The sequence below is a fragment of the Collinsella sp. AM15-2 genome, assembly GCF_003471985.1.
In the GTDB taxonomy this organism is placed as follows: Bacteria; Actinomycetota; Coriobacteriia; order Coriobacteriales; family Coriobacteriaceae; genus Collinsella.
The window spans coordinates 1-13,108 of the sequence record NZ_QRKO01000033.1; the positions used below are offsets into that span (position 1 = coordinate 1).

The window sequence follows — 13,108 nt, forward strand, 5'->3', positions numbered from 1 at the left end:
GCTGACAATTTCGACTGTAATGGACGTTCTTAAACGACTAGTCAAAAAATGACTACTCATTTAAGTCTGTCCCCAATGAGTGCCCAATGACTAGTAGTAGGCCCACATGGCTTCGACTTCGTTGAGGACCTCTACGACGCCCCAGCGGCGGGCGCTGCGGCTGGCCGAGTTGGGGTCGTAGACGCCAATCTGGTTGGCATCGTCGATGCCGTAGAGCACGATGTAGTGGCCTACGTTGGTAAACGTACCGGGGCGCACTGCGGCGATAACGGGCGCACCCGAGCGAAGTGCTTGGGTAATCGATTCGCAATCGTTATAGAGCTGTGTTCCGTTGAGCCCCAGCTGCCACGCACCGCCTGTCATAAACGACCACTCGGTGGCACCAGTGGGGGCGTAGTTGCCGGCTTCGGCCAGTGCGCATATATCGACCGGCGTCTTATCGGTGTGGCCGGTCTTAAAGATATAGACCATGGTGAGGCAAGTGGGGCCGCAAGCGTTTTCGCGAATAGTGCCACCGGCATAGGGCAGCTCCGACCATGCGGGGTCAATTTGGTAGATGTGGGGCATGGTGCCGGCCTGCCATTGCGAGCGTGGGGTCGAGAACGCAAAGGAGTAACCGGGCGCGACGGGAGCTTTAAGCAGCTTGTCCTCGGCAGTGGGCTCAAGACCGGCTGATCCGTGCGAGATACAGGATCCCAAAAACACAAAGACGAGGCAGGCGGCAATGGAGCAAAGCGCAAGGCGTAGACGGCGGGCCGGAAGTGCGTGGCTTGTGGTGTGCGACGCGGGGCGAGGGGCGGAATTGCCGCGATTGCGTTGAGGTGGCGAAAAGGAGCGCTTAACGTAGTAGTCGGTCTTACGGCGATCGTAGCGGCGTGGCTGCGATGTGTCGGTCTGGCGTTGGCGTGTGCTCGTACTCATGCGGTCTGACTGCTGCACGGTACGGCTTTGTTGCCGCGAAGAAGCCCCGAGCTGCTCTTGGGGGCGCTGCGGGTTGTCGTTGTCGGAGGTGCTTCTGGGCGTTGGCGTGGTGCGGCCGGCAAGGCGCACGCTTTGTGGCCGTTGGTCGCCGTCATTGTATCCATATGCCATTCGAATCACCTTGCCTCATGTGTAACTTGTCTATCCTACATAAAAAGAGGCGCGACACATGGGTATGTGCGCCAAAAGCCTGACAAATGGTATGAACGTTGCCGCGCCGCGCGCCAAGCGTCACGGCAACAGGTATTCAAAAGCAGACAAGATGAAAGCGTCCAAGACGAATGACGTCTTCCGCCGTTCGTCCCAAAAACGGCGCCGCTCGTTTTGCGGTTCTGCCTTCGGTCGAGCCGCAAGCGGCGCTGCTGTGCCAAGGCCGTATTGTAAAGCCACGAAATAAAAGCGCGCGGCAAAACAGACCGTGCAAGGGGTGACGTCAAAGAGGCGTCAATAAGGAAAGGAGGGGAACAATGGCGGACAAGAACGCAGAAGTTGCAGTCGAAGGTAACGGTGGCATGAAGAAAACGCTCTCGCTCTGGAACTTCTTCACCATCGGTTTCGGTGCCATCATCGGTACCGGTTGGGTTCTGCAGGTCGGCGACTGGATGGTCGTGGGCGGCGGTCCCGTTCCCGCTATGATCGCATTCCTCTTGGGTGCAATCTTTCTCGTGCCCGTCGGAGCTGTTTTCGGTGAGCTCACGGCTGCTATCCCCATCTCGGGCGGCATCGTCGAGTATGTCGATCGTAGCTTTGGCCGTACGATGAGCTACATCACCGGCTGGCTCCTGGCCCTGGGCAACGGCATCCTGTGCCCGTGGGAGGCCATCGCCATCTCGACCCTCGTGTCCGAGATGTTCGGCAGCCTGCCCGGCCTTGAGTGGCTGCGAGCCGTCAAGCTCTACACCATCCTGGGCGCCGACGTTTACCTGTTCCCGACGCTGATCGCGCTCGGCTTTGCAACCTACGTCATCTTCCTCAACTTCCGCGGTGCCAGCTCGGCCGCCAAGCTGCAGGCCTTCCTGACCAAGGCCCTGCTCTGCGGCATGCTGCTCGCCATGGGCGTCTCGCTGTTCACCGGCTCGCCGGACAACGCCATGCCCGTGTTCTCCCAGGTCACCGGTGCTGGCGGCGGCAAGCCTGCTACCGAGGGCACCAGCCTGTTCGCAGGCATCGTTTCGGTCCTGGTTCTGACCCCGTTCTTCTACGCCGGCTTCGACACCATTCCTCAGCAGGCTGAGGAAGCAGCCGAGGGCCTCAACTGGAACAAGTTCGGCAAGATCATCTCCCTGGCCCTGCTGGCCGCCGGTGGCTTCTACATGGTCTGCATCTACTCGTTCGGCACCATCCTCGACTGGCATGAGTTTGTTAAGAGCCCGGTTCCCGCGCTTGCCTGCCTCAAGGGCATCAACATGCTCCTGTACCTGGCCATGCTCGTCATCGCCACGCTTGGACCCATGGGCCCGATGAACTCCTTCTACGGCGCCACGAGCCGCATCATGCTCGCCATGGGCCGCAAGGGCCAGCTGCCCGAGAAGTTCGCCGAGGTCGATCCCAAGTCCGGCGCTCCCAAGCTCGCCTGCGTCGTTCTGGGCGTCATCACCGTCGTCGGTCCGTTCCTGGGCAAGAACATGCTCATCCCTCTGACCAACGTGTCGGCTCTCGCCTTCATCTTCTCCTGCGGCATGGTCGCCCTCGCTTGCCTGCGCATGCGCTTCACCGAGCCCGACCTGCCTCGTCCCTACGAGGTGCCCGGCGGCAAGTTTGGCATCTGCCTCGCTGTCGCTGCCTGCGCCGTCATCATCGGCTTGCTCGTGATCCCGTTCTCTCCCGCCTCCCTCAACATGGTGGAGTGGAGCATCGTGATCGGCTGGCTGGCCATTGGCCTGGCCCTCATGGCTTTCACCAATTCCCGCAAAAAGTAACGCCTGGCCGGGGCGGATCGGGTGCGCGGAATCCTCTCTCCCGCGCACCGAACCCGGCGCCACTTGGGTAGCTTTGTGAGGCCTTAACCCAACACGGCCTCGCCCACTATATGGATCCATAAGGAGGAACCATGTCCACTAAGTATGCAATCGTTGGCGGCAAGCTCATCGACGGTACCGGTGCCGAGCCGGTCGAGAACTCCCTCGTTCTCGTCGACGACAACGGCAAGATCGAGTACGCCGGCACTATGCAGGACCTTCCCGAGGGCGTTGAGGTTATCGACGCCGCCGGCAAGACCGTCCTTCCCGGTCTGATCGACACCCACCTGCACTTCTCGGGCAACCTGACCGACGATGACACCGATTGGGTTATGCAGCCGCTCCTCGAGAAGCAGGCCGTCGCCGTCAAGCAGGCCTACGACTGCCTCACCCACGGCCTCACCACCGTCTGCGAGATCGGCCGCTTTGGTATCCAGATTCGCGACTGCATCGACAAGGGCGTCTTTAAGGGCCCGCGCGTTCTGGCCACCGGTCTGGGCTTCTGCCGTGTTGCCGGTCACGGTGACTCCCACCACTGCACCCAGGAGCTCAACAAGGAATCCCACCCCTGGGGCGACCAGGTCGACGGTCCTTGGGATCTGCGCAAGGCCGTCCGTCGTCGCCTGCGCGAGAACCCCGATGCCATCAAGATCTGGGCTACCGGTGGCGGCATCTGGCGCTGGGACTCCGGTCGCGACCAGCACTACTGCTCCGAGGAGATCCAAGCCGTGGTCGAAGAGGCAAAGATGGTCGGCATCCCCGTGTGGAGCCACTGCTACAACAACCACGCCGCTGCCTACGATTCCGTTCGCTTTGGCTGCGAGCAGCTGATTCACGGTTTCGATATCGATGAGCGCACCATGGACCTCATGGCCGAGCAGGGCACCTTCTTCACTCCGACGATCGCCTTCCTGCCCACCTGGTACGCCACCTATCCGCCCGTCTACGTCCCCGAGCTGCACGACAAGTACGAGGGCACCCTGGTCGAGAAGGAGCTGCAGCGCAACTACGACTGCCTGCGCGAGGCCAAGAAGCGCGGCGTCGTCATGACGATCGGTTCCGACTCCTTCTCCTTCGTCACCCCGTACGGCACCTGCTCCATCGAGGAGATGTACGAGTTCGTCGACAAGATCGGCTTCACCCCGGTCGAGACCATCACCTGCGCCACCCTCAACGGTGCCAAGATGTGCCACATCGAGGACGAGACCGGTTCCATCGAGGCCGGCAAGTGCGCCGACCTGCTGGTCGTCAACGGTGATGTCGCCGCCGACATCCACGTGCTCAACACCGACAACATGGACGTCATCATGAAGGACGGCTGGATCGTCGAGGCTGGCACCTTTGGCGAGGCCAACAAATACAGCGCCTAAGATACCGTTTATCGATGGCTGGATGTAAAACACAGTTTTTGATTGCATAATGCAATGGAGAGGGTCGCTTGCGGCCCTCTTTATTGCTATGGGTGCTACGGACAAAAGGGGATGACGGTGGATTTAAACAGGCTGATTCTGGGCAAGAGCTACAACTCTACCAAGGTCTTTCGTACGGCCCAGCATGTGGTCCAGGCCATCCTACTCGGTATTGTCGTTCCGGCGCTTATCCTGCTGCTTATCTGGGATTTAACCGATAATCCCAATCCCGTTCCGGGCGTTGTCGTTATTGCCGGCCTGGTCATGCTGTGCTTCTTTTTCTCGTATGTCTTTGTGGTCCCCGACGACCTCACATCGAGCGCAACCGACCGTACGCTCGCCATCGCATCAAAAATATTCGCCTATACGTCGCGCGGTCTTACGCCCGAAGCGGCCCTGGGCGCCTCTAAAATCATCCTGTCCGAGACCATCGCCTCTGCCATCTGCTTTACCGACGGCAAGCAGGTGCTGGCAAGCTGGGGCGAGGACTCGGCAAAGTGCCCTGCCGGCACCCCGGTCGTGCTCAAGACCACGCTCAGTGTGATTGAGACGGGCGAGCAGAGCGTGTTTTCGCGTGACACCTCCAATGAGACGGGTGGCTATTTTCCCCGCCTGCGCGCCGGTATTGTCGCACCGCTTACCGTGCGCGGGCATTGCGTGGGTACGCTCGAGCTGTACTATCCCCGCCTGAGCAGCATCGATATGCGCCAGACGGCGTTGGCCTCGGGCTTTGCCGATCTCATTTCCACGCAGCTCGCCAGCTTTGAGCTCGAGCGCCAGGACGAGCTTACGGCCCGCGTGGAGCTGCGCGCCCTGCAGTCGCAGGTCGACCCGCATTTTCTGTTCAATACCATCAGCACTATCGTGTCGCTCGTGCGAACCGAGCCCGACAAGGCGCGATCGCTGCTGATCGACTTTTCCAATTACTATCGTCAGACGCTTTCTGACTCCGATACGCTCACCACGCTCGAGCATGAGGTGGAACAGGGCACTCGTTATATCAATCTTATGCAGGCCCGGTATGGCGACGGCCGTCTGCGCGTTTCGGTCGACATCGACTTTGAGGTGCGCGACAGCATGGTGCCGCCGTTTATCTTGCAGCCGCTGCTCGAAAACTGCATCAAGCATGCCCAGCGCGAGACCGAGCCGCTTTCTATTCGTGTTGGGGCTTTTGAGACCGATGACGGCTTGGAGATCATCGTCGAGGATGACGGTATCGGTATGAGCGAAGAAGTCTGCGCGCATCTGTTTGAGCAGCATCGCCGAGAGGAGCCCGAGAGCATTACCGCCGACGGCTCCATCAAGCGAGGCTGCGGCCTGGCGCTCTTCAACGTGCTTCAGCGCATCCATTTCTTTTACGGGGAAGATTCCGGCATGCGCGTGAAGTCCCAGGAGGGCGTGGGAACGCAGGTCATCGTCGAGCTGAACGGCGAGCCGCATGAGCCGGCGCCGATGACGGTGTAGCACGCGGTTGGATTGAGAGAAAAAGAGGGGAAGCGCATATGTCCGAGGGATGGAACATCTTGGTGGTTGATGACGAGCCTCCTATTAGGGCTGAGCTACGCTATCTGTTGGAAAAGGATACGCGTGTGGGTCAGATTGCCGAGGCGGGCAATGTCACCGAAGCCGTGGAGTCGATTCTGTCGAACAAGCCCGACGTGCTGTTTTTAGACATTACCATGCCCGGTCGCTCGGGAATTGAGCTTGCCGAGACGCTGCAGAACCTAAAGACGCCGCCGGTGGTTGTGTTTGTGACGGCGTTTGCCGAGTATGCGGCTGATGCCTATAACCTCGATGCCGTCGATTATGTCGTCAAGCCGGTCGAGGACGCACGCCTGTCAAAGGCACTCGACAAGATCGAGGTAGCCTTGGGTGTCCGTCGTGTTATCCACGCTCCGCGCCAGCCTTTGCGTCTGACGGTGGACCGCGGGGGCAAAAAGGTGTTCATTCCTGCCGCAGACGTCTGCTACTTTGAGGCGCGCGCCGATTTTTGCAACGCCATCTGCGCCGAGGGAACGTACCTGATCAATGAGTCGATCTCTTCGCTCGAGCGTCGCTTGGACTCCGAGGGCTTTATTCGCGTTCATCGCAGCTACCTGGTCAATTTGGAAGACGTGCACAATGTTGAGATTGGCTCCACGGGGTTGATGGAGCTCAGGCTTGACCGCGTGAACTCGACGGTACCGGTGTCCCGCCGTCGCGCTGCCGAGGTTAAAGCACACTTGGGGCTTGCGTAGACGGTCTGCGTGCTGTCGTTTACCATCGCAGGTTTGGCATGGGCGCGCGGTGGGCATAATGGGTGGCATCGAATGAAATCGAAAGGATCATTATGCCCGCGCTTATCACCCATCATCTGTTTGGCGAGGAAAGCATCGACCGTCTTCCGCAGGGCGTCATAACGTCCGATGAAGAGCGCATTGCCTTTATCTTGGGCAACCAAGGCCCCGACCCGTTTTTCTTTCACATTCTGACACCGCGTGTTTCCGACTGCACGCTGCTGGCGCAGGTCATGCATCGGTCGCGCATGTCTCGCCAGTTCGCGTGCCTGCGCGACGGCGTGTCGCATCTGCTGCCGCGCGACGCCAGCTTGGGTCGTGCCTTTGCGCTGGGCCTGCTGTCTCATTACGTGCTCGACCGCAACGCCCATCCCTTTGTCTATGAGCAGCAGTTTGGCATCGTGGAGTCCGATTCAGAGCTTGAGGATTCGAGCAGTCAGGTCCATGCCGTGATCGAGAGCGACCTGGATGTACTGATGCTGCAGCTTAAACGCGATGGCGCTACGGTCGACGATTACCCGCCGGCGGGCGAGATCGTCACCACCGATCGCATCAATCGCGTGGCCGGCGTGCTGATGAGCTATGTTGCCGGACGCGTGTACGGCATTGACATTCCGGCGGGGGAGTACGGTGCTGCCGTTGCCAATATGCAGCGACTTTACCGCGCGATTGAGCCGGCCGGCTCCGCAAAGACGCGCGCGATCTCGCTGGTTGAGGGCTTGGTGCACGACTACTCGCTGCTCGACGGCCTTGCCCATCGCGTGACGACTGAGCTGCCCGAGCGCACCGGTAACCTGGGCCATCTGACATGGAAGAATCCTTTTACCGACGAGGTCTCGAACGAGAGTTTCCCCGAGGTCTTTGATCGCGCGCTGGTCGATTACGAGTGCACGGTCGCACGTTTTATCGAGACCGGCGACATGGACGCCGTGACCGGCCACATCAACTACAGCGGTCGCGTGCTCGAAGCCGATGAGGAGTTCGACCGCGAGGAATAGGGCCCGTGAGTGCCCCTTTGCCGAATCCTTACCGGCGGTTCTGGACAATTGGGGTACGATGAACTAACTGCATATCGGGCGAATACGAAGGGTCCCTGTCCATGAAATACACCAAGCTCGAGCGTAACTGGGTTATGTATGATGTGGGCAATTCGGCCCTCGTGCTGCTCAATACCTCGGTGGTGCCCATTTACTTTAACGCCATCAATACCGGCGCTTCCTCGGCCGACCTGGTGGTCGCCTGGGGCAATGCGCAGACGATCGCCTCGCTGGTCATCGCCATGCTCATGCCCATTCTGGGCGCACTTGCCGACTACGCCGGCAACAAGATCAAGTTCTTCTTGGGCTTCTTCCTCACGGGCCTGGTGCTTTGCCTGGCGCAGGCTATCCCAATGTCCGCCATGGCATTTTTGACCGTGTACGTGCTGTGCACCATCGGCCTTAACTCTTCTATGACGTTCTACGACGCCATGCTGCCCGACATTACCACCGACGAGCGCATGGACGCCGTGTCCAGCTCGGGCTATGCCTGGGGCTACATCGGTTCCACCGTGCCGTTCGTCATCTGCCTGGCGCTCATCATGGGTGGCCCCGCTCTTGGCGTCCCCACCATGCTGGCAACGCGTCTGTCGTTTATCATCACTGGTGCCTGGTGGCTCATCTTTACCCTGCCGCTCATTCGCACCTATAAGCAAAAGTACGGTCGCGAGCGCAAGCCCGAAGACACCATCGGCCACATCGTGGGCGGTGTGTTCTCCGAGGTCGGACACACCATGCGCGAGATCGCTCACAACAAGACCGTGCTGGTCTACATGATCGCGTTCTTCTTCTATATCGACGGTGTGCACACGGTCATTTCCATGGCCACCAGTTACGGATCGGCCTTGGGCATCGATTCGACGCAGCTGGTGCTGGCGCTGCTCGTTACGCAGTTCGTGGCCTTTCCGTCCGCCATCATCTACGGCAAGCTCGCCGGACGCGTGGGCACGCTCAACATGATCTTGGTGGCAGTCGCCGCCTATATGGGCATCGTGCTCTTTGCCGCGTTCTTCCTAAAGACCGCCTTTGAGTTTTGGGTGCTTGCCATTTTGGTCGGCCTGTTCCAGGGCGGCGTGCAGGCGCTCAGCCGTAGCTACTTTGGCCGCATTATTCCCAAGGAAAAGTCCAACGAGTACTACGGCTTCTTTGACATCTTTGGTCGTTATGCAAGCGTTATGGGCACCTTCCTGGTGTCGGTTGTCACCTCGCTGACCGGCAACCCCTCGCTGGGCGTCCTGTCTATCGGCGTGCTGCTGGTGGTGGGCTTTATGCTGCTGGTCCGCTTGTCCCGCATGACTCGGGCGGCAGAGCATGCCGCATAGGAGCGAGCGGCTATTGTGCCTGTCCACGGTACTCTTTTGGGGTTATCCGCAATAAACATTGCGACTTGCGAGCAATGATTTGCCCAAGTGGGTATGATGGAATCAGCTAGGTCGCGGGGCGTCGCCTGTGTTTGGCGGCGTCCCGTTTTTGTGTTGCAGGGAGGGTAAGGCATGAACGCCACGGTCGTGATTCCAACGTATTGGGCGGGCGATGACGCTCGCGCAAACGCCCCTGGCACCTATGACCATTCGACACGACTCAACGCCGATAATCCCGAACTCGACCGCTGCCTGGCCTCGCTTGAACAGGTGCGCGACATCCCGCGCATCATCCTTTTGGTGGTCTGTCCCGTTTCTGCTACAGCCGATGTGTCGCTGCGCGTGCACGAGATTGTCGACGCGCATCCCACGCTCAAGGTCACCGTTGTCACCAACACCCAGGCCTCGCGCATCGCAGACCGGGTTGCTCAGATCGCGCCTAAGGGTTCGGGCGAGTGCGTGAGCCTGCGAGGCTACGGTGCCATCCGCAACATGGGGCTAGCTTGTGCCGCTGTGCTGGGGCATGACGCGGTTATCTTTTTGGATGACGATGAGACTGTCATCGATGCCGACTTTATGAAGCGCGCGACCTACGCGCTGGGTCAGCAGACGCGTCAGGGCCTGCCGATCTTGGTCAAGAGCGGCTATTTCTACGATCGCGACGGCTCGCCGCTGGCTCCCACGGACAAGGCGGGCATCTGCCATCGTTGGTGGACCAAGCGCATCGAGTTCAACCGTTGGATGAAAAAGGCGCTCTCGGGCACCCGCATCTCGCGCTCCAACTACGTGTGCGGCGGCCTGATGGCCCTGCACGCCCGCGCCTTTACGCGTGTGGCCTTTGACCCGTTTATCACCCGCGGCGAGGACTTGGATTACCTCTTTAACATGCGTATGTTTGGCTACGACGTGTGGTTTGATAACGAGTGGACCGTGCGCCATCTGCCTCCGGAGTCCGAAAAGCGCTCACCGCGTTTTATGCAGGATGTATACCGTTGGTACTACGAACGGGCCAAGTTGACGTTCGCCGCGCATCAAAAGGAGCTCATCCCCGTTACGGCGGCATCGCTCATGCCCTACCCGGGCCCGTGGATTTCGCGCGAGCTCGACGACCGCGTGCGCAAGACCGCTATGGTCCGCAGCGTGTTTACCCGCGAGCATGAGGGCTACCTGCGCATCTGGCGCCATGGTATCGACGAGGCAAAGGCCTATGCGCGCCAAAACGCTGCAAGCTATCTGCGTTTCCAGAGCTTTTGGCCCAAGATCATGGACGGGCTTTGGCGTGACGCACAACTGATCAGTATTCTGGAGGGGGCCGAATGATCGACCGCCGCGCCCAGCGCGATAGTTCAATATCAATCTTTCGCATCATTGCCGTCGCCTGCGCCATTTGCGTGCTGGTGTACTTTATTTTCGCCTTGGTGACCGGTATCGAGCCGATCGCCACGGTGATTGCCTGCGCGCTGCTGTGCATCTTTCTGTGCATCTTTATCTTTTTGACGCTCAATCCCGATTCGGTGCGCTCCCAGTACACCGAGGAGACGCTCTCGGTGGCCTCGGCCATGCTCGAGGACATTAAGGGCGGTCTGACGCAGGAGTCGGCGCGTTTGGTGTGCCGGCGCATTTTGCCCGAGACGCGCGCCATGACGGTGGCCATCACCGACGAGGACAACGTGCTTGCCTGCGCGGGCGAGTTTGAGGAAAAACTGCTGCCCGATACTCCCATCCACACGCTTGCCACACGCTACGTTATCGAACATGGCATCGTGCAGTCGTTCAACCGTATGGTGGATGTCGTGGGCTCGGACGGCTCGCACAACCAAGTCCCCGCCGGCATTATCGCCCCCATCAAGGTGGGCGATCGTACCGTCGGTACGCTCAAGTTCTACTACAAGACCCCGCGCGCCGTCGACCGTACCCAGTACGCGCTTGCCTCGGGCTTTGCCGAGATCTTGTCCACACAGCTCGCCATCCACGAGCTCGAGGTGCAAAAGGAGCTCACGGCGCGCGCCGAGGTGCGTGCGCTGCAGGCGCAGATTAACCCGCACTTCCTGTTCAACACGCTGAACACCATTGCATCGTTTACGCGCACCGACCCGCTGCGGGCCCGCGAACTGCTTCGTGAGTTCTCATCGTTCTATCGTGCCACGCTCGACAACTCGGGATCGCTTATTCCGGTCTCGCGCGAGGTCGCACAGACCAAGCGCTACCTTACCTTTGAGAAGGCCCGCTTTGGCGAGGACCGCGTGCTTGCGACGTTCGATGTGTCCGAGGACGTGGAAGATACGCTGGTGCCGGCGTTCGTGATCCAGCCGATTGTCGAGAACGCCGTACGTCATGGTATGGGCGATGACGACGCCCTGAGGATCGACGTGACCGTTCACCAAGACGGCGAGGATGCAATCTTGATTGCCGTGGCCGATAATGGCGTGGGCATGGATGAGGGTACCGCCGCCAGACTGTTTGACGAGCGCTCTGCCCGTCCCGACGCCAGCTCTCCCCAGGGTGGCGGCGCCGGTGTGGCCATGCACAATATTTCGGAGCGCATCCATCGCTTTTATGGGCCGCACTCCTATACGCGTGTCGAATCGGCGCCGGGCAAGGGCACCAAAGTGCTCCTTCATCTTGATTTGTCAGAGAGCATCTTTGACATTCAAGAGTAAAATAAAAGGCTACGGGCTCAACGTCATGCGACGGATGCCCGGCGTAGTTAGTTGACGAAAGGTTTTATCCCTATGCTGCGTGCGATGATTGTGGATGATGAGGCGCCGGCTCGCTCGGAGCTTCGCTTCCTGCTCGAGCAAACGGGCAAGATCGGCACGATCACGGAGGCGTCGAGCGTCCGCTCCGCCATCGAGATGCTTATGGAAAGTCGCGTGGATGTCGTGTTTCTCGATATCTCGATGCCCGGTGCCTCGGGCCTGCAACTTGCCGAGGCGCTGCATAAGCTCAAAAATCCGCCGGCGATCGTGTTTGTGACTGCGTATAGTGACCATGCGGTCGAGGCATTCGACGTGGATGCCGTCGATTATCTGATGAAGCCGGTTGAGGAAGCTCGGTTGGATCGCGCGATCGAGAAGGTCATGCAACGCGCCAAGCCGGTTACGGACAGCAAGGTGACCATCGAGCGTATCCCGGTGGAAAAGGGCGGCCGCAAGGTGCTCATTCCCGTGGACGACATTCGCTTTATCATGGCCAAGGACGATTACTCCTGCATCTATACCGTCGATGATCGTTTTTTGTCGACGACCTCGCTGGCGCAGTTTGAGGCCAAGCTCTGCGACTTTGGCTTCTTCCGTGTTCACCGCCGCTATATCGTCAACTTGGCGTGCGTTACGGACGTCGAGACGGTGCCCTCGGGCGCCATCCAGCTGGGCATTACGGGCGTCGACGAACGCGTGCCGGTTTCGCGCCGCCGCGTCGTGCCGCTCAAGAAGGCCTTGAGTCTCTAGCGCACTGGCCCCGCAGCCCTGTAGACCCATCGTCTGCGGAGCCGTGGGGCCTTTTTTGTATGTATCTGCCGAATCGTTTTTTGCGGAAGGGATCCCATGAACAGTGCAAGCGCCAAGCGTATCGACATCATCTCGGACACCCACGGCTATTTATCGCCTGCGCTCTTGGATGAGCTTGAGGGCGCAGACCTGATCATCCACGCCGGCGACCTCACGTCAGAGATGGACTACGAGCACCTATGCACCATCGCCCCCGTGCGGGCCGTACTGGGCAACAACGATTACTACCGCGACTACGGCCCCGATGTAGACCGTCTTGCGCTCTTTACCTACGAAGGCCTCAAATTCGCCGTAGCCCACTACCGCGAAGACCTTCCGGTGGGATCCGTAGACGTAGCCATCAACGGTCACACCCACGTAACCAAAGAAGCCCAAGTGGGCCGCTGCCTAGTCCTCAACCCGGGCAGCGCCAGCTATCCCAGAGGCACCCGAGGCCCCACTATGGCCAGAATGCTCGTCAAAGACGGCAAGATCCTAAGCACCAAGTTTATTGACTTGGACTAACCGCAACAAAAACGGGGGATGCAGATTGAACTGCACCCCAAAACTTGGACGGCTTAAATAAGAACTACGCCGC

The 13,108-nt window shown here is 59.7% G+C and carries 11 protein-coding genes; 10 read left to right on the forward strand and 1 reads right to left on the reverse strand.

Annotation, left to right across the window (positions count from 1 at the left end; translation table 11 throughout):
• Window positions 1-90: 90 nt before the first annotated feature.
• The gene (locus DW171_RS10365) at window positions 91-1,092 is read right to left on the reverse strand and encodes a C39 family peptidase (RefSeq protein WP_233539153.1); all 1,002 of its coding nucleotides are present in this window, start codon (window positions 1,090-1,092) and stop codon (window positions 91-93) included.
• A 356-nt stretch (window positions 1,093-1,448) separates the two neighbouring features.
• Here DW171_RS10365 and DW171_RS09645 point away from each other — a divergent pair, with 356 nt between their 5' ends.
• The 10 genes from DW171_RS09645 (at window position 1,449) to DW171_RS09690 (ending at window position 13,035) form a co-directional block, all read left to right on the forward strand.
• A complete protein-coding gene (locus tag DW171_RS09645; RefSeq protein WP_118271074.1) occupies window positions 1,449-2,900 on the forward strand; it encodes an APC family permease in 1,452 nt (483 codons plus the stop codon).
• A 131-nt stretch (window positions 2,901-3,031) separates the two neighbouring features.
• The gene (locus DW171_RS09650) at window positions 3,032-4,309 is read left to right on the forward strand and encodes an amidohydrolase family protein (RefSeq protein WP_055310078.1); all 1,278 of its coding nucleotides are present in this window, start codon (window positions 3,032-3,034) and stop codon (window positions 4,307-4,309) included.
• A 117-nt stretch (window positions 4,310-4,426) separates the two neighbouring features.
• Window positions 4,427-5,812 (forward strand): histidine kinase, encoded by a 1,386-nt coding sequence (locus tag DW171_RS09655; RefSeq protein ID WP_233539154.1) that lies wholly within the window; start codon window positions 4,427-4,429, stop codon window positions 5,810-5,812.
• A 38-nt stretch (window positions 5,813-5,850) separates the two neighbouring features.
• Complete coding sequence (locus DW171_RS09660) at window positions 5,851-6,585, forward strand: LytTR family DNA-binding domain-containing protein (protein WP_118271076.1); 735 nt, start codon at window positions 5,851-5,853, stop codon at window positions 6,583-6,585.
• Window positions 6,586-6,677: 92 nt separating this feature from the next.
• Window positions 6,678-7,622, forward strand: a complete 945-nt coding sequence (locus tag DW171_RS09665) for a zinc dependent phospholipase C family protein (RefSeq protein WP_118271077.1) — start codon at window positions 6,678-6,680, stop codon at window positions 7,620-7,622.
• 101 nt (window positions 7,623-7,723) lie between these two features.
• The gene (locus DW171_RS09670) at window positions 7,724-8,983 is read left to right on the forward strand and encodes an MFS transporter (RefSeq protein WP_118271078.1); all 1,260 of its coding nucleotides are present in this window, start codon (window positions 7,724-7,726) and stop codon (window positions 8,981-8,983) included.
• Between the two features lie 171 nt (window positions 8,984-9,154).
• The gene (locus tag DW171_RS09675; protein WP_117743936.1) at window positions 9,155-10,342 is read left to right on the forward strand and encodes a glycosyltransferase; all 1,188 of its coding nucleotides are present in this window, start codon (window positions 9,155-9,157) and stop codon (window positions 10,340-10,342) included.
• On the forward strand, window positions 10,339-11,682 hold the full coding sequence (locus DW171_RS09680; protein ID WP_006235157.1) for a histidine kinase: 1,344 nt from the start codon (window positions 10,339-10,341) through the stop codon (window positions 11,680-11,682). The genes DW171_RS09675 and DW171_RS09680 overlap by 4 nt, the downstream gene beginning before the upstream one ends.
• Before the next feature lie 72 nt (window positions 11,683-11,754).
• Entirely contained in the window at window positions 11,755-12,471 is a 717-nt protein-coding gene (locus DW171_RS09685) for a LytTR family DNA-binding domain-containing protein (protein ID WP_006235156.1), read from the forward strand.
• 96 nt (window positions 12,472-12,567) lie between these two features.
• Window positions 12,568-13,035, forward strand: coding sequence for a YfcE family phosphodiesterase (locus tag DW171_RS09690; protein ID WP_117584170.1), 468 nt, complete (start codon window positions 12,568-12,570; stop codon window positions 13,033-13,035).
• Window positions 13,036-13,108 lie beyond the last annotated feature (73 nt).